Origin of the sequence: Curtobacterium sp. MCLR17_051, assembly GCF_003234395.1 — a bacterium.
In the GTDB taxonomy this organism is placed as follows: Bacteria; Actinomycetota; Actinomycetes; order Actinomycetales; family Microbacteriaceae; genus Curtobacterium; species Curtobacterium flaccumfaciens.
In genome coordinates, this window is the sequence record NZ_QKTA01000001.1 from 382105 (window position 1) to 404749 (window position 22645).

Annotated in this window: 23 protein-coding genes; 13 read left to right on the top strand and 10 right to left on the bottom strand. The window is 71.2% G+C overall.

What is annotated here, in order from left to right; genetic code table 11:
* Window positions 1-73 precede the first annotated feature (73 nt).
* Window positions 74-766: a CoA pyrophosphatase gene (locus DEJ06_RS01875; protein ID WP_258372406.1), complete on the top strand. Its 693-nt coding sequence runs from the start codon at window positions 74-76 to the stop codon at window positions 764-766.
* On the opposite strand, the gene DEJ06_RS01880 is transcribed toward DEJ06_RS01875, so the two are convergent.
* Window positions 678-1907 carry an ROK family protein gene (locus tag DEJ06_RS01880; protein ID WP_111038218.1) on the bottom strand — a complete coding sequence of 410 codons (1230 nt, stop codon included), beginning with the start codon at window positions 1905-1907 and terminating at the stop codon, window positions 678-680. The genes DEJ06_RS01875 and DEJ06_RS01880 overlap by 89 nt on opposite strands.
* 132 nt (window positions 1908-2039) lie before the next feature.
* On the opposite strand from DEJ06_RS01880, the gene DEJ06_RS01885 reads away from it, so the two are divergent.
* The 6 genes from DEJ06_RS01885 to DEJ06_RS01910 all read left to right on the top strand — a co-directional run bounded on the left by DEJ06_RS01885 (window position 2040) and on the right by DEJ06_RS01910 (window position 9356).
* Window positions 2040-3338, top strand: coding sequence for an ABC transporter substrate-binding protein (locus tag DEJ06_RS01885; protein WP_110865282.1), 1299 nt, complete (start codon window positions 2040-2042; stop codon window positions 3336-3338).
* A 12-nt stretch (window positions 3339-3350) separates the two neighbouring features.
* Window positions 3351-4307 (top strand): carbohydrate ABC transporter permease, encoded by a 957-nt coding sequence (locus DEJ06_RS01890; protein WP_110865283.1) that lies wholly within the window; start codon window positions 3351-3353, stop codon window positions 4305-4307.
* Window positions 4307-5221 (top strand): carbohydrate ABC transporter permease, encoded by a 915-nt coding sequence (locus DEJ06_RS01895; protein ID WP_111038219.1) that lies wholly within the window; start codon window positions 4307-4309, stop codon window positions 5219-5221. Before DEJ06_RS01890 ends, DEJ06_RS01895 begins: the two co-directional genes overlap by 1 nt.
* Window positions 5222-5313: 92 nt before the next feature.
* Window positions 5314-6972: a glycoside hydrolase family 13 protein gene (locus DEJ06_RS01900; protein ID WP_111038356.1), complete on the top strand. Its 1659-nt coding sequence runs from the start codon at window positions 5314-5316 to the stop codon at window positions 6970-6972.
* A 231-nt stretch (window positions 6973-7203) separates the two neighbouring features.
* Window positions 7204-8139: an ABC transporter ATP-binding protein gene (locus DEJ06_RS01905; protein ID WP_071404266.1), complete on the top strand. Its 936-nt coding sequence runs from the start codon at window positions 7204-7206 to the stop codon at window positions 8137-8139.
* Window positions 8136-9356, top strand: a complete 1221-nt coding sequence (locus DEJ06_RS01910; RefSeq protein WP_111038220.1) for an ABC transporter permease — start codon at window positions 8136-8138, stop codon at window positions 9354-9356. Before DEJ06_RS01905 ends, DEJ06_RS01910 begins: the two co-directional genes overlap by 4 nt.
* A gap of 10 nt (window positions 9357-9366) precedes the next feature.
* Here DEJ06_RS01910 and DEJ06_RS01915 read toward each other — a convergent pair whose 3' ends face one another.
* The 4 genes from DEJ06_RS01915 to pnuC form a co-directional block, all read right to left on the bottom strand.
* Complete coding sequence (locus DEJ06_RS01915; RefSeq protein WP_111022077.1) at window positions 9367-9675, bottom strand: transcriptional regulator; 309 nt, start codon at window positions 9673-9675, stop codon at window positions 9367-9369.
* On the bottom strand, window positions 9672-10106 hold the full coding sequence (locus DEJ06_RS01920) for a chemotaxis protein CheY (RefSeq protein WP_111038221.1): 435 nt from the start codon (window positions 10104-10106) through the stop codon (window positions 9672-9674). Before DEJ06_RS01920 ends, DEJ06_RS01915 begins: the two co-directional genes overlap by 4 nt.
* Before the next feature lie 84 nt (window positions 10107-10190).
* Window positions 10191-10823 (bottom strand): hypothetical protein, encoded by a 633-nt coding sequence (locus tag DEJ06_RS01925; protein ID WP_111022075.1) that lies wholly within the window; start codon window positions 10821-10823, stop codon window positions 10191-10193.
* A 90-nt stretch (window positions 10824-10913) separates the two neighbouring features.
* Window positions 10914-11579 carry a nicotinamide riboside transporter PnuC gene (pnuC, locus tag DEJ06_RS01930; RefSeq protein ID WP_111038222.1) on the bottom strand — a complete coding sequence of 222 codons (666 nt, stop codon included), beginning with the start codon at window positions 11577-11579 and terminating at the stop codon, window positions 10914-10916.
* A 393-nt stretch (window positions 11580-11972) separates the two neighbouring features.
* Between pnuC and DEJ06_RS01935 the strand changes: the two genes are divergently transcribed.
* From DEJ06_RS01935 to DEJ06_RS01955, 5 genes are read left to right on the top strand one after another with little or no spacing between them, the layout of a single operon-like run.
* Entirely contained in the window at window positions 11973-12527 is a 555-nt protein-coding gene (locus DEJ06_RS01935) for an alternate-type signal peptide domain-containing protein (protein ID WP_111022073.1), read from the top strand.
* A 45-nt stretch (window positions 12528-12572) separates the two neighbouring features.
* Window positions 12573-13151, top strand: coding sequence for a TasA family protein (locus tag DEJ06_RS01940; protein WP_111038223.1), 579 nt, complete (start codon window positions 12573-12575; stop codon window positions 13149-13151).
* Window positions 13148-14044 (top strand): hypothetical protein, encoded by an 897-nt coding sequence (locus DEJ06_RS01945; RefSeq protein ID WP_111038224.1) that lies wholly within the window; start codon window positions 13148-13150, stop codon window positions 14042-14044. Before DEJ06_RS01940 ends, DEJ06_RS01945 begins: the two co-directional genes overlap by 4 nt.
* On the top strand, window positions 14041-14841 hold the full coding sequence (locus tag DEJ06_RS01950) for a signal peptidase I (RefSeq protein WP_258372405.1): 801 nt from the start codon (window positions 14041-14043) through the stop codon (window positions 14839-14841). The genes DEJ06_RS01945 and DEJ06_RS01950 overlap by 4 nt, the downstream gene beginning before the upstream one ends.
* Window positions 14807-15238, top strand: a complete 432-nt coding sequence (locus DEJ06_RS01955) for a hypothetical protein (protein ID WP_111038226.1) — start codon at window positions 14807-14809, stop codon at window positions 15236-15238. The genes DEJ06_RS01950 and DEJ06_RS01955 overlap by 35 nt, the downstream gene beginning before the upstream one ends.
* 75 nt (window positions 15239-15313) lie before the next feature.
* Here DEJ06_RS01955 and DEJ06_RS18165 read toward each other — a convergent pair whose 3' ends face one another.
* Entirely contained in the window at window positions 15314-15487 is a 174-nt protein-coding gene (locus tag DEJ06_RS18165) for a hypothetical protein (protein ID WP_181436731.1), read from the bottom strand.
* A 276-nt stretch (window positions 15488-15763) separates the two neighbouring features.
* Between DEJ06_RS18165 and DEJ06_RS01965 the strand changes: the two genes are divergently transcribed.
* Window positions 15764-17083, top strand: coding sequence for a GNAT family N-acetyltransferase (locus tag DEJ06_RS01965; protein WP_111038228.1), 1320 nt, complete (start codon window positions 15764-15766; stop codon window positions 17081-17083).
* 130 nt (window positions 17084-17213) lie between these two features.
* Here the strand turns inward: DEJ06_RS01965 and DEJ06_RS01970 are convergent, their stop codons facing one another.
* Genes DEJ06_RS01970 through DEJ06_RS01985 form a run of 4 tightly spaced genes read right to left on the bottom strand, consistent with a single transcriptional unit; the run spans window position 17214 to window position 22571 of the window.
* Window positions 17214-18218 (bottom strand): ABC transporter permease, encoded by a 1005-nt coding sequence (locus tag DEJ06_RS01970; protein ID WP_111038229.1) that lies wholly within the window; start codon window positions 18216-18218, stop codon window positions 17214-17216.
* A complete protein-coding gene (locus DEJ06_RS01975; RefSeq protein WP_017888404.1) occupies window positions 18215-19150 on the bottom strand; it encodes an ABC transporter permease in 936 nt (311 codons plus the stop codon). The genes DEJ06_RS01970 and DEJ06_RS01975 overlap by 4 nt, the downstream gene beginning before the upstream one ends.
* Window positions 19147-20907 carry an ABC transporter ATP-binding protein gene (locus tag DEJ06_RS01980; RefSeq protein ID WP_111038230.1) on the bottom strand — a complete coding sequence of 587 codons (1761 nt, stop codon included), beginning with the start codon at window positions 20905-20907 and terminating at the stop codon, window positions 19147-19149. Before DEJ06_RS01980 ends, DEJ06_RS01975 begins: the two co-directional genes overlap by 4 nt.
* Window positions 20904-22571 (bottom strand): ABC transporter substrate-binding protein, encoded by a 1668-nt coding sequence (locus DEJ06_RS01985; RefSeq protein ID WP_110865217.1) that lies wholly within the window; start codon window positions 22569-22571, stop codon window positions 20904-20906. The genes DEJ06_RS01980 and DEJ06_RS01985 overlap by 4 nt, the downstream gene beginning before the upstream one ends.
* Between the last annotated feature and the right edge of the window lie 74 nt (window positions 22572-22645).

The window sequence follows — 22645 nt, forward strand, 5'->3', positions numbered from 1 at the left end:
ACCGACACCCAGCGAAGCGTCCGATGCGACGCTGCCGCGGGACCGCTCGGTGGCGCGCACCTAGGGTGAACGGGTGACGCACGACGGATCGGTACGGGCTGCACTCGCGGCGGTCGCAGCGGACGGCTGGGGCGACGGTGGGCCGCTCGTCGAACCCGGCGGCACGGCTGCACCACGTCGGGCCGCGGTCCTGATGCTCTTCGGCGCGCTCGACCACACCCCGAGCGACCGACCGGCGGCAGCGCCCGGCGTCCCGCGGGACCTCGACGTCCTGCTCCTCGCCCGGGCCACGACCCTGCGCGCGCACGCCGGCGAGGTCGCGTTCCCCGGCGGACGCATCGACCCCGGTGACGCGGACGCCGTCGCCGCCGCACTCCGCGAGGCACAGGAGGAGACGGGGCTCGACCCCGCCGGCGTCGAGGTGCTCGGCACCCTGCCAGCCGTGCCGCTGGCGTTCTCGAACCACCTGGTCCGGCCCGTCATCGGCTGGTGGCGCGACCCCTCACCGATCCGCGTCGTCGACGAGCACGAGTCGGCGGCGGTGTTCCGGGTCCCCGTGGCCGACCTGCTCGACCCGGCGAACCGCGGCGTGACCGTGATCCGCCGCAGTGGTCAGGAGTGGCGCGGACCGGCGTTCACCATCGAGGCCGACGGGGACGAGCACCTGGTGTGGGGCTTCACCGCGATGCTGCTGGATGCACTGTTCGACCGACTCGGCTGGACGGAACCGTGGGACCGGAGCCTCGAGGTGCCGCTGCCCGACTGAGCACCGGGAACGACAGCGGGTCGGCCCGCACCGCGTCGACCGCGTGGGCCACGGCCCCGATGACGACGACGTCGGCCCCGAGCGACGACGCGACGAGTTCCGGCACCGGGTCGAAGTGCCCTTTCGCGAGCAGCTCGCGCGCGCGGTCGATCACGGCGACCGCGGGCTGGGCGATCGCGCCGGCGACCACGACGCGGTCGATGTCGAGCAGGCTCGCGAGCAGGATGCAGACCCGGGCCAGGCGGTCACCCAGGCGGTCGACGATGGTGCGCGCGACCGGATCACCGCTCCGCGCGGCCGCGAACACCAGGGCGGCGTCGGCGGCGAGCGCGGAGTCCGCGGGGATGCGCCCGGCGGCGACGGCGTCGGCCACGAAGGTGCGGGCGACCGCGCCGATGCCGTCGGAGGAGCCGACACCCTCGACGAGTTCGAGCACCCGCATCTCCCCGGCACCGCCGTGGGCACCGCGCAGCAGGACCCCGTCGACGACGAGGCCCGCGCCGAAGCGTTCGCCGGACAGCAGCGCCGCGAACGAGGCGTCACCCGAGGACGGCCGCTCGGCGAGCGCGGCGAGGTTCGCGTCGTTCTCGACGAGCACCCGCCCGTCCGGCACGGCGTCGGCGAATCCCGGGTTCATCCGGACCCAGAAGCCGCCGTCGTCGGGCGAGGCCCCGGCGGCGTCGACCGGCGCCGGGATGCCCACGACGGTGACCAGGACCCGGGTGCGGTCGACGTCGGCCGAGGCGAGGGCGGCGGCCACGGTGTCGGCGAGGACCCCGAGTCGCACGGGCACGTCGAGGCCCGATGCACCCAGCGACCCCTCGGCACGACCGAGCACCGTGCCGCGCAGGTCGGCGACGAAGGCCGTGACCCGGTGCTGGCCGGCGTCCACACCGACGACGACCCCGGCGACCGTGTCGAGCTCGTAGCGGCGGGCGGGGCGCCCCATCCGGTACTCCCCCGCGGCGCGGGCGTCGTCGAGCTCGCGGAGCCAGCCGAGCCGCACGAGCTCCTCGGCCGCCCCGAGCACGGTCGACCGGGTCAGGCCGGTGGCGTCGATCGCCTCGGTCGCGGTGAACGCCGACGAGTCGAAGGCGTACGCGAGCAGCGTCTCTGCGCTCGTTCCACGGGGTGGCGGCATGTCGTGACCCTATCGCGCGACGAGTTCCTTGCGGAATTAGATTTTCTCGCTACATTTAGTTCCGCGGGCAGCATCGGAGCCGCTCGCGGGACGGAACGGCAGGGACGCCGGGTCCGGACGGACGGAGACGACGTGCAAGCACACGCCACCGCCAGGAGCGCAGCATCGGTCAGCCGACGCGGGTTCCTGCTGGGAGCGGGCGGCATCGGAGCGGGCCTCGCGCTCGCCGGATGCGCCCCGATCGGGTCCTCGAGCGCCAAGCCGGAGACCATCACGTTCTACGTGTCGAAGCCCGAGGTCATCGGCTACTTCGACGACGTCATCGCGCAGTTCCACCAGAGCCAGTCGAAGGTCCGGGTCGTGCGCGACTCGACCTCGAGCATGTCCGCGAACTTCGTGCGGAACCGGCCGCCGGACCTCGGCTGCTGGAACTACAACTTCTCGGTCGTGCCGTTCGTCGAGCACGGCGCACTGACCGACCTGTCCGACCTGCCGCAGGCCGACACCATCAACCCCGACCTGTGGCCGCTCATGGAGCAGACCGCCGACTACCCCGGCCGGAAGAGCGCCCTGCCGTACTCGGTGACGGCGGCGTCGGTGATCTACAACAAGGCGCTCTTCGCGCAGCAGGGGCTCGAGGTCCCGACGACGTGGAGCGAGTTCGCCGACGTGTGCGAGCGCCTCACCAAGGCCGGCATCGCGCCGATCTACGGCACGTTCAAGGACAACTGGACGATCGCCCAGGGCATGTTCGACTACTCGATCGGCGGCATGATCGACACCCCGGCGACCTTCGAGGCACTCCGGCGCGAGGGCACGAACGTCGGCAAGGGGTCCGCGGTCTCGTTCGAGCGCGACCTGCGGAAGCCGATGGAGCGCATGGTGCAGCTCCGCGCCTGGCACCAGGACGGCGCCGCGAGCCGCGGGTACGGCGACGGCAACCTCGCCTTCGCCCAGGGCAAGGCGGGCATGTACCTGCAGGGGCCGTGGGCCCTCGGCGAGATCGCCAAGACCACGAAGGACATGGACCTCGGCACCTTCCCGCTCCCCGTCACCGACGACCCGGCCGACCGCAAGGTCCGCGTGAACGTCGACCTGGCGCTCTGGATCCCGGAGGCGTCGCGCAAGCAGGAGGCTGCCCGCGAGTTCCTGTCGTTCCTGATGACCAAGCAGGTCAACGACAAGTACAACGCGGACAACAACGGCTTCGGGGTCCGCAAGGACGCTCCCCCGGCGTCGAACCCCGCCCTCCGCGGCATGCAGTCGTACTACGACGACGCAGCCTTCTACCTCGGCGCCTCGCAGCTCATCCCCGCCGAGATCCCGGTCGCGAACTACGCGCAGTCGATCGCCTTCGGCGGCGACCCGCAGCGCCAGCTCCGCACCCTCGACGCCGACTGGGCGCGTCTCGCGCTCCGCACGGCCGCGTAAGGAGACGTCCGAATGGCAACCACGACCACCGAATCCATCACGACGGCGGACCGCCGCCGCCGTGGCGGAGCCGCACCGGGCCTCCAGGCCGGACGACGGGACGGACGACGCAAGCCCCGCGTCGACCCGCTCTTCCTGGCGTTCCTGCTGCCCACCCTGGTGCTCTTCACGCTCGCCATCACGCTGCCGGCGGTGATGGGCATCGTGCTGAGCTTCACGAACTCCGTCGGCTTCGGCGAGTTCCGGTTCACCGGGCTCACCAACTACATCGCGGTGTTCTCCGACCCCGCGATCCTGCAGGCGTACCTGTTCACGCTCGGGTTCTCGCTCGTCACCGTGATCGTCGTGAACGCGATCGCGTTCCTGCTGGCCATCGCACTGACGTCGAAGATCCGCGGCAAGATCGCGCTGCGTGCGGTGTTCGTGCTGCCGATGGTGATCTCGGGCATCGTCATCGCCTACGTGTTCTCGTTCCTGTTCGCGAACAGCCTGCCGGCCTTCGCCACCGCGATCGGCTTCGGGCCGCTCGAGCAGAGCATCCTGGCGAACCCCGACCTGGCCTGGCTGGCGATCGTGGTCGTCACCGCCTGGCAGGCGATCCCGTCGACGCTCCTCATCTACATCGCCGGCGTCCTCTCGATCCCCGGCGAGGTGTACGAGGCGGCAGCCCTCGACGGTGCCAGCGCCTGGCGGCAGCTCGTCTCGATCACCGCACCGCTGACGGCGGGCTACATCCTGATCAACCTGGTCATCGGGTTCAAGAACTTCCTGAACTCGTACGACATCATCGTCGGCCTGACCGACGGCGGCCCCGGCACCTCGACCACCAGTGTCGCGATGTCGATCTTCAAGGGCTTCAACGGCGGCGACTACGCCTACCAGATGGCGAACGCCACGATTTTCTTCGTCATCGCGGTCGTCATCGCCGTGATCCAGCTGCGGGCGACCCGCGGGAAGGCAGCGCTCTGATGTCCCTGCAAGCACCCCTGCGACCGGGGACCACCGCGACCGGCAGCATCCGTTCCGTCGACGCCGACCGGTCCTCCGGCTCGGGCAAGCCCGGCCGCGGTCGTTCCAACTGGCCCGTCACCGTCGTCCTCGTGCTGTGCGCGCTGTCGGTGCTCGTGCCGCTGTACGTCACGCTCACGATGGCGTTCAAGACCACCGGCCAGGCCGTCGACGGCAACGCGTTCTCGCTGCCGGCACCGTTCAGCGTCGACGGCTTCGTGCAGGCGTGGCAGCTGACCGACTTCCCGCGGGCGTTCGGGGTCTCGGTGTTCGTCGCCGCGATCACCGTCGTCGGCACGATCCTGCTCGCCTCGTTCACGGCCTACGCGATCGCCCGGAACTGGGACCGCCGGCTGTTCCGCTGGTCGTTCTTCTACCTGCTCGCGGCGATGTTCCTGCCGTTCCCGGTGCTCGCACTGTCGCAGGTGAAGCTCACCGGACTCGCGCACCTGGACAACCCGCTCGGCGTCGCGATCCTGCACGTCATGTTCCAGCTGTCCTTCAGCGTGCTGCTCTTCACGGCCTTCCTGCGGTCGATCCCGGCGGAACTGGAGGAGAGTGCACGCATCGACGGTGCGAGCACGGGGCAGGTGTTCTGGCGACTCGTGTTCCCGCTGCTGGCACCGATGAGCGCCACCGTCGGCATCTTCGCGTTCCTCGCGTCCTGGAACGACTTCGTGATGCCGTCGTTGATCACCTCCGACCCGGCGCTGCAGACCCTGCCGGTGCTGCAGCAGATGTTCCAGACGCAGTTCAGCAACAACTACAACGTGTCGTTCGCCTCGTACCTGATGGCGATGGCCCCGGCGATCATCGTCTACCTCGTCACCCAGCGGTGGGTGATGGCCGGCGTGACCCAGGGGGCCATCAAGTGACCGACACCGCCGGTGCGGGCCCGACCGCGATCGCCGGTGCGGGCCCGACCGACACACGCCCCTCGAACCCCTCGACCCACGAAAGGCCCGACGTGACCGACACCCTCACCCAGCCCGCCGCCACCTCGCACGACGAGACCTGGTGGCGCCAGGCCAGCGTCTACCAGATCTACCCCCGCTCGTTCGCCGACGCGAACGGCGACGGCATCGGCGACCTGCCCGGCATCACCGACCGGGTGCCGTACCTGGCCTCGCTCGGCATCGAGGCCGTCTGGCTCAGCCCCTTCTACCCGTCCGCCCTGGCCGACGGCGGCTACGACGTCGACGACTACCGGGGCGTCGACCCGCGCCTCGGCACCCTCGACGACTTCGACCGGATGGTCGAGGCACTGCACGCCGCCGGCATCCGGGTGATCGTCGACGTCGTCCCGAACCACACGAGCGACCGGCACGAGTGGTTCCGCGAGGCGCTCGCAGCGCCCAAGGGCTCCCCCGCCCGCGACCGCTACGTGTTCCGCGACGGCACGGGGCCGTCCGGCGAGGACGCCCCCGCCGACTGGATCTCGATCTTCGGTGGCCCGGCCTGGACCGCCGTCGGCGACGGTCAGTGGTACCTGCACAGCTTCGCGAAGGAGCAGCCCGACCTGAACTGGGCGAACCGCGAGGTCCGCGACGACTTCCTGCACACCCTGCGCTTCTGGTCCGACCGCGGCGTCGACGGGTTCCGCATCGACGTGGCCCACGGCCTGGCGAAGGACCTGGGCGAGACCCTGCCCACCTGGGCCGAGCTCGCCGAGATGCCGAAGGACGGCACGCACCCGCTCTGGGACCGTGACGACGTGCACGAGATCTACGCCGAGTGGCGGACGGTCTTCAACGAGTACACGCCGGCCCGCACCGCGGTCGCCGAGGCCTGGGTCCCCGCCCACCGCCGCGCCCGCTACGCCAGCGCCGAGGGACTCGGTCAGGCGTTCAACTTCGACCTGCTCGAGGCCGACTTCGACGCCGGCCAGTTCCGCACGATCATCGAGTTCAACCTCGGCCTCGCCGAGCAGTCCGGCTCGTCGACCACGTGGGTGTTCTCGAACCACGACGTCGTCCGGCACGCCACCCGCTACGCCCTGCCGCCCCGCGCCGGCGGCACCGACAAGCAGGGCAGCGCCTGGCTGCTCGCCGGTGGTTCGCAGGACGCGCTCGACCGGTCGCTCGGCCTCCGTCGCGCACAGGCCGCGACGCTGCTCGAGCTCGCCCTGCCCGGCTCTGCCTACCTGTACCAGGGCGAGGAGCTCGGCCTGCACGAGGTCGGCGACATCCCGGACGCCGACCGCCAGGACCCGGCGTTCTTCCGCAACCCGGGCGTCGACGTCGGTCGTGACGGCTGCCGCGTGCCGATCCCGTGGACGCGCACCGGCTCGTCGTTCGGCTTCGGTCCGGACGGCTCGCACCTGCCGCAGCCGGCGTGGTTCGCCGACTCCAGCGTCGAGGCCGAGGACGCCGACCCCGACTCCACCCTGAACCTGTACCGGAAGGCGCTCGGCCTGCGTGGCCAGCTGCAGTCCGAGGAACAGCTCGAATGGATCGAGACCGGCCGCGACGACGTGCTCGCGTTCCGCCGGCCGAACGGCTGGACGAGCGTGACGGTCTTCGGCGACGAGCCCTTCGCGCTGCCGGCCGGCGAGCTGCTGCTCGCCTCGGCCCCCGTGGTCGACGGCGCCCTGTCGGGCGTGGGGACGGCCTGGTTGCGTTCCTGACGCGACCCGCGCCCTGGGCGCGACCGGACGACGGACGGGAGGCGCGGTGCCAGCTGGCACCGCGCCTCCCGTCCGCCTGTCGGGGCGTCCCTGGGCGAGACGGGCGTACCCGGCGGAAGCGGGCGTACCTGCCGGAAGCGGGCGTACCGGGTCGAGAGTTCCGACCAGGTACGCCCGTTCTCGCATCCCATCGCGGCCGTTCTGGGAAGGAAGTCCCGGTAGGGTCGCCGCATGAGCGGGGCGAGCATCAGCGTGCAGGACTTCGTGATGCGGTTCGGGGACCGCAACGTGGTCGACGGGCTGTCGTTCGACGTCGCCCCCGGCGAGACGTTCGGGCTGCTCGGCAGCAACGGCTCCGGCAAGACCACGACGATCCGGGCCCTGCTCGGCATCACCACGCCGACGGCGGGCACGCTGACGATCGACGGCCGCCCCTACCGGCCGGCCACCGGCGGCATCGGCTACCTGCCCGAGGAGCGCGGGCTGTACCGCAAGGAGTCCGTCATCGACGTGATGACCTACTTCGGGCGCCTGCGCGGGCTTCGCGGTGCCGAGGCGACCGCGTGGAGCATGGACTACCTGGCACGGGTGGGACTCGCCGACCGCGCGAAGCTGCGCGTCGACAAGCTGTCCGGCGGGCAGCAGCAGAAGGTGCAGCTCGGCATCACGATCATGGACCAGCCCCGGCTGCTCATCCTCGACGAACCGACCAAGGGCCTCGACCCGGTGAACCGGCGACTCCTGCTCGACCTGGTCGACGAACGGAAGGCCGACGGGGCGACCGTGGTCCTCGTGACGCACCACATGGACGAGGTCGAGCGGCTCTGCGACCGCATCCTGCTGCTCAAGGACGGCCGGGCCGCCGCGTACGGATCGGTGCCCGACGTGCAGGACGCCTTCGGCGGCGCCGTCGCCCGCGTGGGGCTCGACGGCCCCGTACCGAAGTCACCGCTGTACCGGCTCGCCCGTCACGAGGGGCACGTCGCCTACCTCGTCCCGACCCAGGCCGCCGCTCCGGACGGTGCGGACGTGCTGGCAGAACTGGTCGCGGCCGGGGTGCACGTCACCGCGTTCGAGATGCGTCGGATCCCGCTCGACGAGATCTTCGTGCAGGTCTACGGGCACGACGCCCTGGCTGCGGCGTCGACCGACGGGGCAGCGGCATGAGCAACCTCGGCACGGTCGTCCGGTTCGAGTTCGTCCGCGCGGTCAAGAAGCCCGCGTTCTGGATCGGGACCCTCGCGCTGCCGGTCGTCATCGTGGTCGTCTCGTTGCTCGTGGGCATCGGGCAGGCAGCCGGCACCAACTCCGTGGTGTCCGGGTCGTCGGCCACCAAGACCCCGTTCCACTACGTCGACGAGTCCGGCCTGGTGTCGGAGTCGGTGGCCGCGAAGTGGGGCGGGACCCCCTCCACCGACGCCGCCACCGACCGCGCCGCCGTCCGGTCCGGTGACCTCGACGCCTTCATCGCGTTCCCGTCGTCGCCGTCCACGACGGCCATCCGGGTCGACGCCGCCGACCGCGGGCTCTTCGCGAACGGGGTGTACTCGTCGCTGGCCGAGCGGGTGCTCGAGCAGAGCGTCGCCGCGTCCGTCGACGACCCCGAGACCGTGCAGCTGCTCCGCAGTCCGCCCGCCACCGACGTCACCACCTACGCGGACGGCCGGGTCGCACCGGGCTGGCTGTCCGTCGTGCCGCCGTTCCTGTTCGTCGCAGCGTTCTTCGGGCTCGTCATCCTGCTCGCCGCCCGGATGGTCACCGTCGTGGTCGAGGAGAAGGAGAACCGGATCTCCGAGATGATCCTGACCACGGTGACCGCGGGCGACCTGATCCGCGGCAAGGTCATCGCGATGCTGCTCGTCGGCTTCGTGCAGGTCAGCGTGTTCGTCGTGCCCGGCCTGGTCGGGCTGCTCGTCGCCCTGCCGCTGGTGTCGTCGCAGCTCGGTGGGCTGACCGTCGACCCGTGGCGGATGGTGACCGGGGCGCTGCTGCTCGTCGGCGGGGTGCTGCTGGCGTCCGGGCTGTTCGTCGCCGTCGGGGCCGCCGTCCCGTCGATCAAGGACGCCTCGGCCCTGCAGTCGGCAGCGATCTTCGCGCTGATCATCCCCCTGTACGCGGCGTTCTTCGTGATGACGACGCCGACGTCGCCCGTCGCGCAGTTCTTCACGTACTTCCCGACCTTCACGCCGATCACCGCGATGGTGCGGAACGCCGTCGGGGCCCTGACCGTGACGGAGTCGGTGGTCTGCATCGTCGAGGTGTTCGTCGTCGCCGGGCTGCTGCTGTGGTTCGCGGAGTACCTGTTCCGGCACTCGGTCGCGCAGTACGGGTCGAAGGTGACGGTGCGGCAGGTGCTGTCGTGGCGGCGGGGGCGGCGGGGCTGATCCCCGCCGATCAACCGGCGGCGATGCGGCGGAGCGCGTCCAGGTGGGCGGCCCAGACGGCCCGACCCGACGCCGTCAGGGTGATCGACGTGCGGGGTGTCTTGCCCACGAACCCCTTCCCCACCGACACGTAGCCGGCCGCCTCGAGCGCGGAGACCTGCTTGCTCAGCACCGAGTCGCTGACCTCGACCGCGTCCCGCACCTCGCGGAACCCCAGGGTGCCGGCACGGGTCAGGGCGGCGATCACCGAGAAGCGCACCGGGTGCTGCAGCAGGTCGTCGAGCTCGTGCCGGGGATGCACCCGGTCGGTGGTGCTCACGAGCGGGCCTCGCGCGCCGCACACACCAGGGCGACCAGCAGCACGAGCCCCGAGGTGGTGCCCGACCAGAGCACCGAGCCGTGCACCCACCCGACCACGGCGATCGCCGCCAGGTAGGTGACCGCCCAGCTGGCGATGTAGACGGTCCAGCGGCGGCTCCGGGCGAAGGCCGAGCGGCCGCGGATGCTCACCATGAAGAACACCACCAGGGCGAACAGGGCCACGAGGGTGCCGACGTAGACGGCGGCGAACGCGTCCCCGGTCGTGAGCCCCATGCCGAGCGTGCCGAGCGACGTCGCGACGCCGAGCGCGGTGATGAACGTGACGTACGGCCAGCGGACGGCGTCGTGCGCACGTCGGCCGATCCGGTCCGCCTGGTCGAGCAGTCGGGCCGCCTCGGCGGGTCCGGGTCGTGCGGTGGTGTCCTCCATGGTGTCCCCTCTCGTTGACACCAGTGTTGCAAGTACTTGCCAGTTTGGCAAGTACTTTCCAAACCGGAGAGATTGCCGCTGCGCTCAGACGCGGACGGGTGCCTCGTCGAGGTCCCACGACGGGACGGCATGCCGCTTCCAGCCCTGGCGCAGGGTGTTCGCCGCGCGGTCGAACTCCACCAGGACATCGATGTACGGGCGGACCAGCATCTGGATCTGCAGCCCCTCGTACACGGCGAGCAGCTGGGTCGCAGCCTGGTACGCGGGGATGCCGGCCTCTTCCGAGCCCTTGTCGAAGTCGCGCTGCAGCCCGACGGTCAGCTGCTCGGCGTACTCCTCGAACCGCTTGCGGAACAGTTCGGCGAACCCGGACTCCGAGCTGGCCACGGTGATCAGCCCCGCGAGCACCCGGACGAGCCCGGGGTCGGCGACGTCCTCGGCCAGGGTCAGGCGGACGTGCTCGATCGTGCACGTGGGCGGGTTCTTCCGCCGGGTCCCCCGCAGCTGCGCCCACCGGTCGTAGGTGACCAGGAGCAGGGCGTGCCAGGTCGGGAACAGCCGCTCGACGGTCTCGAGCGGGATACCGGCCACCTCGGCGACGACCGCCGCGTCGACGGTGTCGAACGGGTGCAGGCGGTAGGCACGGATGGCCGCGCGCACCGTGCGCTCTGCGAGGGACTCGTCGTCCTCGACGCGTTCGCCGTGCAGGGGTTCCATCCGACCATTGCAGCGCATTCCGGGCCGTTTGTCTCGTCCCAGAGCGGGGGCCGTGCTCCCGGCCGCGTCAGCGCGTCGTGATCACGGCGGTCAGCCGACGGTGACGGGCGCCGCCGGCGGGCGGACCCGCTGGCGCATCCACACGAAGAACCCGGTCAGGGTGAAGACGCCGTAGAAGACGTACATCAACCCGGAGGCGTAGTACCCGGCGGAGAACAGCAGCGGCACGCCGACCAGGTCGACCGCCACCCAGATGAGCCAGAACTCGACCCACCCCTTCGCCATGCCGTAGGTGGCGAGCAGCGATCCGACGAAGATCCACGCGTCGCTCCACACCGGCTCGTACGACCCGAGCGCGCGGAAGACGGGGGTCAGCAGGGCGGTGCCGCCGACCATGCCGACGACGAGCAGCAGACGGGTCTGCCAGGAGGCCCAGCGCGGGTCGATCACGGTCGTCGCGTCCTCGGGGCGGTGCGTCCACCGGTACCAGCCGTAGATGCTCACGATGATGAACATGACCTGGCGGCCGGCCTGCCCGAGCAGGTTGACGGGGTTCGGGGTGTCGAAGAGCGCACCCATGAAGACGGTGAAGAGCAGGGCGTTGCCAACGAGTCCGACCGGCCAGGCCCAGACCTTCCGGCGCATGCCACCGAGGGCACTGAGCAACCCGAAGACGTTGCCGATCACCTCGCGCCAGAGCACCGTCTGGTCGCCGATGACGATCTGCGCGTCGAACAACCAGCGCACGATGTCCATGGGCCCTCCTCGTTTCCGGACGGTGCAACGACGCCGTGCGTACCGGCATTCCTTCCATGATCGCTCTGCTCACGCGGAGTGCACTCCCAGAAACCGGGGTACAAACCATGTCCTCCCTAGCGGGGACAAAAATGACCCCTGTTCTGGGGTCCGGGTGAACGCTCGTTCTCGCTTGTCGGCACTTTGGGGGACAGCTAACGTCGTCACCAGAGCGAGTCCAGCCCGCCCGAGCAGCAGCACATGCGCTCCGAGGCCCGGCGACCGTTCTCGGCACCGGTCAGCCGCGACCCCCTCCAACCACTGGGTCGATGACAACCTCCCCACCGGACACGACGCCCGAATGTCCCCGGTGGGCTTCAGCGTGCCCGGAGCACGCAGGAACGGATCCACCCCATGCACAAGATCGTCACCGGTGCCATCGCCGGCGCAGCAGGCGTCGCACTCCTCCTCGGCGGTGCGGGCACGTTCGCCCTCTGGAACGCCAGCGCCTCGAGCGCCGCGTCCGCCGTGAGCGCCGGCACCCTGACGCTGAGCGCCAACAACGACGGTGCCTGGACCGACATCACGAACGGTCGTTCCACCGCGATCGACCCCACGAAGGCCCTGATGGTGCCGGGCAACACGTTCCAGTTCACGCAGACGCTGAACATCGGCGCGACCGGCCAGGACCTCAAGGCGAACCTGACGTACGCCAACCAGAGCATCACCGGCGACGCCGCGCTGCTCGCCGCCACGACGAAGACGCTTGCCGTCACGTCGACGAGCGCTTCGGTCGTGCAGTCCTCGTCGAACACGAACACGTTCGTGGTCTCGCCGTCCTCGTCCACGTCGACCGTCAAGGTCGTCTTCACGGTGACGCTCCCCTCGTCGGCGACCACCGGTCAGGGCGGCTCGATCAACCTCAGCGCGCTGGCCTTCACGCTGACCCAGACCGCGATCGGTTCCTGATCCCCCGATCGCACCCCACCGACCACGACGACCAGGAGCACGCACATGACCGCCACACCGCGGACGACGGGACGCCACCGCGCAGCCCGACGGTACCGCTGGGTGTGGCCGGTCGCGATCGCCCTGGTCGTCGCGGTCGGAACGGCGCTCCTCGGCGCCGGCGGCACGTACGCCCTCTGGAACGGGACGGCCAGCACGGCAGCCACCACGGTGCGCTCCGCCACGGCGACCATCACCGTCGGCAGCACGACGGCGATGAACACCGCGGTCCTCGGGCCGGGCACGAGCACCACCGGCACCTTCACGGTGCGGAACACCGGCTCGGTCCCCCTGTCGATGCGCGTCACGACGACGGCCTCCAAGTCGTCCGTCGCGGCGGCGACCGGTGAGCTGACGCTCCACCTCGCGATGGTGTCCTCGGCCGCGAAGTGCGTGCCCGGGCTCACCGGCACGAGCGCGCGGCTCGCCACCTTCGACACCGGCACCGGGTCCTTCACCCTGCCGGCCGGGGGCAGCGGCATCGCCTGCCTCGAGATGGCCCTCGACGCCGACGCCCCGCAGAGCGTCGCCGGCGCCACCACCGACTTCACCCTCACCGTCACGGGAACGCAGGTCTCCGCATGAACCGCCGCCTCCGGCTCCTCGTCGCCGTGCTCCTCACCGCCGTGTTCGTCGGTGGCACCTCGAGCGCCGCGTGGGCACTGTGGAGCGCGTCGGGCACCACAGCGGCGAGCACCACGGTCGGCACGGTCGCGGCGTCCATCGGCGGCACGAGCGCCCTCACCACGGCGTTCTCGTCGAGCGTCACCTCGACGACGAAGCCGATCACCCTGACCGACTCGGGCACCCTCGCCGGCACCGCCACCACCACGGTCTCCGTCGTGTCCGGCAGCTCGACCGCACTCGCCAAGGCCGTCACCGTCGTCGCCTGGCCGGTCGCCTCGACCGCTGGCTGCACCACGAGCACGGCCGTCGGCACCGGGTCCGTCACCGGCACCTGGGCGTCGCTGCCGAGCATGAGCGCGAAGCTCGCCGCCGGCGCCTCCGCCGTCTGGTGCACCCGCAGCACCCTGCAGTCATCGGCCCCGGCCGGCTCGACCGCCAAGGTGAACGTCAACCTCACCGTCACGAGCGGCACCTGGACCTCGGGCGTCGTCGCCGGCGGCTTCACCCTGACCACCCCGGCAGCGACCGTCGACACCACGCCCTCGCTGGTCTGCACGGACCACGGCGGTTGGTACGTCGAGATCCGGTGGGACGCCGCGAACCGGCCGATGGACACCTGGTACGGCGCGTTCGTCGGCTCGACCCCGGTCGGGCAGAAGGCGCAGGACTACTCCGCGTTCATCACGATCGCGCCGCCGGACGTCCCCGCGAGCGCCGGCACCGCTGGCACGCTGACCGTCACCGTCAAGGTGCTCGACAGCGCCGGCAACCCCACGAGCACCGTCGCGGGCACCGGCAAGGTCACGCTCTTCACGCAGGACAACGGGGCGGCGATCCGATGCGGCGCATGAGCACCCCCACCCCGCGCTCCGGCTGGCGCGCCGTCGTCCACGCCGTCGTGCTCGGCCTCAGCACCGGACTCCTGCTGCTCGTCGCCGCCCTGGCGGTCGTGCTGATCGTCGTGCCGAAGGCCACCGGCTCGATGCCGCTCACCGTCCTGACGCAGTCGATGGAGCCGACGCTGCCGCCGGGGACGCTGCTCGTGGTCCGTCCGACCCCGATCGACGACATCCGCGTCGGCGACGTCGTGACCTACCAGATCGTGTCGGGCCAGCCCGCGGTCGTCAGCCACCGCGTGGTCTCGGTGTCGTCGTCGTCGGACGGCGAGCGAACCTTCGTCCTCAAGGGCGACAACAACGCCGAGGCCGACCCGGCACCGGTCACCGCCGTGCAGATCCGCGGCGTGGTCTGGTACTCCGTGCCGGAGATCGGCATCGTCAACCAGGTCGTCAACGGGTCGCGGAGCTGGCTCATCCCCGCGGTCGCCGGCGTGCTCCTGACGTACGGGGCGGTGATGATGACGGCGGGCTTCGTGAGCGCCGCACGTCGTCGCCGCGCTGGCACGGCCCGCGCCGGCACCAGCCACGGACGCCGCAGCGCAGCGCACCACGTCGAGCGGACCACCACCGAGAACAGGACCGAGACGACGACCACCACCCGGTCTAGGCTCGGTGGACGTGACGGACGGAGTGCAGCGGGCGCGGGAGCTCCTCGACGCAGCGGCCCGACGGCTCCGCGCCGCGGACGTCCCGGACGAAGCACTCGGCGAGTACGTGCAGCCGAAGGCGGTCCTCGGGATCCGTCGTGACCCGACGATGCGACCCCTCGGCCGGGTGTGGCGGGTCGGAGCACTCCTGATCGGGTCGTCCCCCGAGACCGCCGGCCGTGTCTGGGCCACCGGGTCGATCACCCGCGTCACCGAACCCGGTCGGTCGCAGTACCAGTCGGTCTCCGCCGAGGTCCGCCGCGCCTACCGAGCCGCCGCCGCGAAGGGCCATTTCGACGCTGGTGACACGGTGAACCACGGCGCCGTCCCGATCCCCGTCGACGACTCCCTCGTCGGCGCCGAGGGCGTACTCGTCGTCATCGAGGACGTGCCCTCGGTCCGGTGGTCCCCGACCGCCGGCGCCGCAGTCCCCCTCGCCGACTACCTGGACGACCGCGTCGGGCTGCTCGTCGATCCCCCGCGGGGCGCAACCGACTGACGCGGCCAGCGGCCACGGAATCGCACGGTGCGGGGGTTCGTCATGCGGTGCGGGGGTTCGTCGTGCGGTGCTGGTTCACCCCACCCGTGCGAACTTGCCCGCACCGTGCTCCGCCACGACCCCGCACCGAGCCACCTCCATCGCCCCGACCCACGAACCCCGCACCGTGCGGCTCCGGGTGAGCCCGAAGGACGCGACCACGGAGCCGCACCGTGCCGGGTTCGTCAGGCGTGCCGGTTCCTCGCGCATGCGCACCGTGCCGGATCGCCCGACCCGTGCGAACTTGCCCGCCCCGTGCCCCGCCACGACCCCGCACCGAGCCACTTCCACCGCCCGGACCCACGAACTCAGCACCGTGCGGCCCGCCCTGCATCCCGCACCGTGCGTCCGCGGCACCCGAACCCGGCACCCGAACCGGCCACCCGCACCCCGCAGCCCGTCCGCCGGACGCGATCCGGGCCTCCAGTCCGACCGGACCGACCACGCGCCTGTCGCGACGTCACCCGGTCCCGATAGTGTCGGAACGTGAGCAACGAGGCATTCGACGACCGCTACGAGCTGCGCGAGTTCGCGCCCGGGACGGACGACAAGGGGGCACCGAACGCCGAGACGGCAGCGTGGATGCAGGCCGTCGGGATGGGCTTCCACGAAGCCGACCCCGACGCCGAGGGCGCAGCCCGCATGGCGTCGCACTTCATCGCCGACGAAGAGACGTTCCTCGGGGTCTACGTGCGCGAGCCGTTCCCGGGGTCCGTCGACGAGACGTGGCCGGCCGGCACCTTCACGTGGTTCCGCAAGGCGCTGAGCTGGGGCGACGGCTCCTCCGTCGACACCCAGGCGATCTCCGCGGTCACCGTCCGCCCGACCGAGCGTCGCCGCGGCATCCTGCGCCGGATGATGACGCACGCGCTCGAGCGCGGGGTCGCCGAGGGCTACGCCGTCGCGTCGCTGACCGCGTCCGAGGGCACCATCTACCGCCGCTTCGGCTTCGGCTGCGCCATCCGCGAGCGTGCTGTGCACGTCCGCCGTGAGCGCGCGCTCCCCCTGCTCGCCCCGACCTCCGGCACGGTGTCGGTCGTCACGCCGCAGTGGCTGGCCGACGGCCCGGGCAAGGCGGTCTTCGACCGGTTCCACGTCCGCACCCCCGGCTCGATGGTCCGCAACACCGGAACCTGGCCGATCGCGTTCGGCCTGCTCGGCCACGACGGGCAGAAGGCGAAGGACGTCCGCGCGGCGGTGCACCGTCCCGACGGCTCCGACGAGATCGACGGCTACGTCACCTGGCGCGTCAAGGAGGACCGCGGTTCCGACACCGCGCTCGAGATCGTCGACCTGGTGTACGCGGACGACCAGGCCTACACCGCCCTGTGGGAGTTCCTGCTCTCGGTCGACCTCAACGACGTCGTGAAGTACAACCGCTCACGCCTCGACGACCCCATCGTCGCGGCGCTCGGCGACAACCGTGCGTACGACGTCGACCACGAAGAGGACCACGTCTGGCTGCGCGTGCTCGACGTGCCGGCGGTGCTGACCTCGCGGCCGTTCGCCATCGACGGGTCCCTGACACTCGGGGTCACCGACGCGCTCGGCTTCACCACCGGCACGTACCGCCTCGACGTCCAGGAGGCCCGTGGCACCGTCACGCGCATCGCCGACGACGTCGACGTGGCCGGGTCTGACGTCCAGCTCGACGTCGCAGAGCTCGGTGCGCTGCTGATCGGGTCGGTCTCCCCCGTCACCCTGGCCGCCGCGGGGCTCGTCCGCGCTGCGGACCCGGCGTCGGTGGAGCTGCTCCGCGCGATGCTGCTGCCGCCGCGGACGCCGCACGGCATCACGTACTTCTGATGGACGTCGCCCGGGTGGTGGGGCGCGCGGGCTGATGCGCTCTGGTGCGAGGTTCCCGATTCCGTGGCAGGCAGACGCGCTCGCACGGAGTACGGAACCTCGCACCACACGAGCGGAGCGCGCCGCGGCCCTACGCCCGGCGCCGCACCCGCGGGTCGACGAACGCGTAGACCACGTCGACGATCACGTTCGCCGTGACGATCAGCAGCGCCGAGAACAGCGTGAAGCCGACGACCACCTGCAGGTCGAGCGTGTGCACCGCGTCGATGAGCAGCGCGCCGAGGCCCTGCATCGAGAACACCTTCTCCGTGATGACCGCACCACCGAGCAGCGACCCGAGGTCGAGCCCGAACAGCGTCACGACGGGCAGGATCGCCGTCCGGAGCCCGTGCCGCACGACGACCTGGCGCTCGCGCAGCCCCTTGGCCCGGGCGGTCCGCACGAAGTCCTGCGACATCGACTCGAGCATCTCGCCACGGGTCAACCGGGCGTAGATCGCAGCGCTGATGAACGCGAGCACGCACCACGGCAGGATCAGGTGGGTGAACCAGCCGACCGGGTCGTCACCGAAGGCCACGTAGCCGCTGGTCGGCAGGATCCCCAGCACGAACCCGAACAGCAGGATGCCGAGCAGCCCGACCAGGTACGCCGGGGACGAGACACCGGCGACCGCGACCGTCATGACGGCCCGGTCGACGAAGGTGCCGCGGCGCAGCGCCGAGACGGTGCCGCCGAACACCCCGGCGACGAGCCACAGCACGGCGGCGCCCACGGCGATCGAGGCCGTGACGGGCAGGCGCGCGAGGATCAGCTCGGTGACGCTCTCGTGCAGCTGGAACGAGTACCCGAAGCACGGCGCCGCGCACTCGATGACGCTGTTGCCGCTGCCGAAGGTCCGGCCGGTGAAGATGCCGGCCAGGTAGGCGCCGAACTGTGCGAGCCAAGGCTTGTCAGTGCCGAGGAAGGCCTGGACCTCTTGCAGCCGGTCCGGCGTACAGGGCTTGTCGCAGATCGCCCGGGCCGGGTTGGTCGGCAGGAGCATGAAGAGCGCGTACGTGATGGCCGCGACGACGAGCAGCACGACGGCGGCTCCGAGCACGCGGATCGCCAGGAACCGCAGGGTGGCGGCGTTCACGCGGTGCCCCCTCGCGGGTCGAGGGCGTCGCGCAGGGCGTCACCGAGCACGTTGAAGGCGAGGGTGATGAGGAACAGTGCGGCTCCGGGGAACACGAGGTACATGGGATCGGTCTGCACCCAGCCGATGGCGTCGCCGATGCTGCGACCCCACGACGGCGTCGGCGGGTTGACGCCGACGGCCAGGAACGAGAGCGCGGCCTCGGCACCGATCATCGACGGGATCGAGATGGTCGCGTAGACGGTGATCGTCGCGGCGAGGTTCGGCAGCAGCTGCGTGCGGATGACGTGCCACCGTCCAGCGCCCATCGCGGTGGAGGCGACGACGTAGTTCCGGCTGACGAGCGACAGCGTCTGCCCCCGCACGACACGGGCCACGGCCGGCCAGCCGAAGAACCCGATGACGAGCACGACGAGCACGGGCTTCGGGAACGACGACGGCACGATCGCGGTGAGGGCGATCATGAACACGAGCGACGGGAACCCGAAGATCACGTCGACGACCCGCGAGAGCACCCGGTCGTACCAGCCGCCGAAGAACCCGGTCGTGACGCCGACGAGCACGCCGATGACGATCGAGACCAGGGTCGCGGCGAGTCCGATGCCGAGCGACGTCCGAGCACCGTACGTGACGATCGAGAACAGGTCGCGCCCGGTCAGGGGCTCGACGCCGAACCAGTGCTCACCGCTGATGCCGCCGCCCGGACCGCGCGGAGCGCCGAACGAGTTGAGCGCGTCGATGTCGTACGAGTACGGGTCCTGCCCGGACGCCTTCGCGATGAGCGGGGCCGCCACGGCGACCACCAGGAACACCGCGATGACGACGGCTGAAGCCACCGCCCAGCGGTCCTGCCGGACGCGTCGCACCACGGCCCGGAAGCCGGTGGTCCGGCCGGACGGTGCGACCGGTCGGTCGACGACGTTGGCTGTCACGAGGCCACTCCTTCCCACGCGCGCCACGCCTCGCGGCGAGCGGCCTGTCGCACGGGATCGGCGACGGGCGCTGCGGCGAGGAGCATGCGCGTGTAGTCCTGTTGCGGGTCGTCGAGCACGGCGTCGGTGCTCCCCCGCTCGACGATCCGGCCGTCGCGCAGCACGATCACCCGGTCGGCGAGCTGACGGACGACGGCGAGGTCGTGGCTGATGAGCAGCATGCCGAAGCCGAACTCCCGCTGCAGCCCGGCGAGCAGGTCGAGCACGGCGGCCTGCACCGTCACGTCGAGTGCCGAGGTCGGTTCGTCGGCGATGACGAGTGCCGGCCGCAGTGCGAGCGCACGCGCGACGGCGACGCGCTGCCGCTGGCCGCCCGACAGCTGGTGCGGGAACCGCTCGGCCCACGTCGGGTCGAGCTGCACGGCGGTCAGCAGTTCACGGACCCGCTCGGCCCGGCCCACAGCGGAGTCGGTGCCGTGCACGAGCAGCGGTTCCGCGATGCTCCAGCCGATGGTCTGCCGCGGGTTGAGCGACGACGCCGGGTCCTGGAACACGATGCCGACCCGACTGCGCAGCTCGCGCAGTCGTCGTCCGCGAGCGGTGCGCAGGTCGCTGCCGTCCACCTCGACCGAGCCGGCGACGACGGGCACCAGCCCCGCGAGCGCGCGCCCGATCGTGGACTTGCCGGAACCGGATTCGCCCACCAGGCCGACGGTCTCGCCAGCGTGCAGGTCGAGGTCGATGCCGGACACGGTCGGTCCGCCTCGGCGCGAGTACCGCACGGCGACGTCGCGCAGGCGCGCCACCAGCGACCGGGAGGCGCGACTCGCGTCCGCCTCGCCGGTCACCGCAGCGGTCTTCGCGCTGGGCGACACCTCACGCGCGCCTGGAGCCGTGAGCTGTCGCTGGGCGCGTGAGCCGGGATCGCCGGCCCGGGCGTCCGGGTCCGCAGCCGGCGCTGCGGACGCGGGGCGCGCCTCCAGGCTGGGGACGGCCGCGAGGAGTTCGCGCGTGTAGTCGGCGGTCGGGTGGGCGAAGACCTCGGCGACGGTCCCGTGCTCGACCGGGTCGCCGCGGCGCAGCACCAGCAGGTCGTCCGCGACGTCGGCGACCACGCCCATGTCGTGGGTGATGAGCAGCACGGCGAGGGAGCGCTCGCGGCCGAGCCGCCGCAGCAGGTCGAGGATGCCGGCCTGCACGGTGACGTCGAGCGCGGTCGTGGGCTCGTCGGCGAAGAGTGCGACCGGGTCGCCGGCCAGGGCCATCGCGATCATCGCGCGCTGGAGCTGGCCGCCGGACAGTTCGTGCGGGTAGGCCTTCCGGATGCGCTCCGGGTCGGTGAGCCCGGCGTCACGGAGCAGTTCGTCGACGCGCGCCCGGACCCCGGCGCGGTCGAGCCCGGTCGGGTGGGCTCGGACGGCCTCGGCGATCTGCGTGCCGATTGACAGGACGGGCGTGAACGAGTTCATCGGCTCCTGGAACACCACGCCGATGCCAGCACCCCGGACGGCGCGGACCGTCTCGACGGGGGCACCGATGAGTTCCTCGCCACGGAACCGGGCGCTGCCCGACACCGAGGCCTGCGGCGGCAGGAGCCCGAGCACGCTCATGGCGCTGACGGACTTGCCCGAGCCGGACTCCCCCACCAGGGCGAGGACCCGGCCGGGCGTCAGGTCGAAGGAGACGTCACGGACGACGGGCTCCGCGTCGCCGAACGCGACGCGGAGCCCCTCGACCTGCAGGATCGGTTCGGTCACTGCTTGAGCGAGACCTTGAGGTAGTTCGGGTACGCGGGGAAGTCCGCGATCTGGAAGTTCTGCACGTTCGAGCCGGCGAGGAAGGACTGCTTCGCGTAGATCAGCGGCACGACCGGGGCGTCGGCCATGATCTTCTGGTCCGCCTGGGCCCAGAGCTTCTGCGCGTCGTCCTGGTCGACCGTGGAGCTGGCCTTCGCGATGAGGGCGTCGACCTCGGGGTTGCTGTACTTCGAGACGTTGTAGCCGCCGCCACCGATCTGCGACGAGTCGTACAGGGGCTGCAGGTTGGCGTTCGCGCTCGGGAAGTCCGGCTGCCAGCTCGACAGCGACAGGTCGAAGTCGGTGCCGTTGGTGGTCGCCTGCGTGAAGGAGTCGTAGTCGAGCGGCTTGAGCGTCACGGCGATGCCGGCACGCTTCAGGCCGGACTGCAGCGCCTGCGCCTGGGCGAGGTAGGTGGGGTCGTTCTGGGTGACCAGGGTCAGCTTCAGGTTGCTGACGCCGGCCTCCTTGAGCAGCTCCTTCGCCTTGTCGACGTCACCGGTGGCCTTCGTCTTGTACAGGTCGTAGTCCTGGCGTCCGGCGATGCCCGGGGTGATGAGCGTCGAGGCGTACGAACCGGCGATCGCGCCGCCGGCGGCGATGCGGAAGGACTTGCGGTCGACCGCGTACTGCAGCGCCTGGCGGACCTTGAGGTCCTTGAGCTCACCGCGCTGCGTGTTGATCGCCATGTAGCTGATCGGGCCGGCCTTCGAGGTGGCGAGGCGGTCCTGGGCGGCCGGGTTGCTGCGCACCTGGTTGAGCTCGGCGGCACCCAGGTAGATGGCGCCGAAGGAGTTCTTGGCGTCGCCGTTGTCCGCGATGAGCGTCTGCGTCGCCGTGGACTGGTCCTGGCTCTCCTTGAAGACGATCTTCGACGGGCCGGCGGTGCGGACCTCGTCGGTCTTCGCGCTCCAGTTCTTGTTGCGGACGAGCGTGACCTGCGAGCCCTGCGTGTTCGACTGCACCTGGTACGGACCGGATGCGACCGGCTTCAGGTCGTAGGCGCCGGTGTCCTTGCCGTCGCCCTCGGGCACCGGGGTGAACGCGGGCATCGACGCGAGCCACGGCCAGTCGCCGTACGCGTCGTTCAGCTTGAAGACGATGGTCTTGTCGTTCGGGGTCTCGATGCTGTCGAGCGACTTGCCGTCGAACGGGCCCTTGTAGGAGTCACCACCGACCAGGAGCGACTTGTGGTAGCTCAGGCCACCGCTCAGGGTCGGCGCGAACGAGCGCTCGATGCCCCACTTGATGTCCTTCGTGGTGATCGGCGTGCCGTCCTGGAACTCGACGCCGTCCTTCAGCGTGTAGGTCCAGGTCTTGCCGTCGTCGCTCGAGACCCCGGTGTTGGTCGCCAGGTCGGGGACGACCTTCGCCGTCTTGCCCGGCTCGACATCCCACGTGGTGAGCCGTCGGGCGACGAGGCCCATCGACGTGATGCCGAGGCTCTGGCTGGTCGCGGGGTCGAGGTGGAACGAGGTCTGCGGCGTCAGGATGTTGAGCGTGCCGCCCTTGGCCGTGCCCTCGGCGCCGTCGTCGGACGAACCCCCACCCGAGCAGCCGGTCAGGACCAGGGCTGCTGCTGCGGCGACGGCCGCGGTGATCGTCAGGCGGTTGGGGCGTCTCATGACGGTGCTGCTCCTCGGGGAAGGGGGTCGCGATCGCGGTGGCGGTCGCTGCGACGGCGGAACGGTTCACCCGC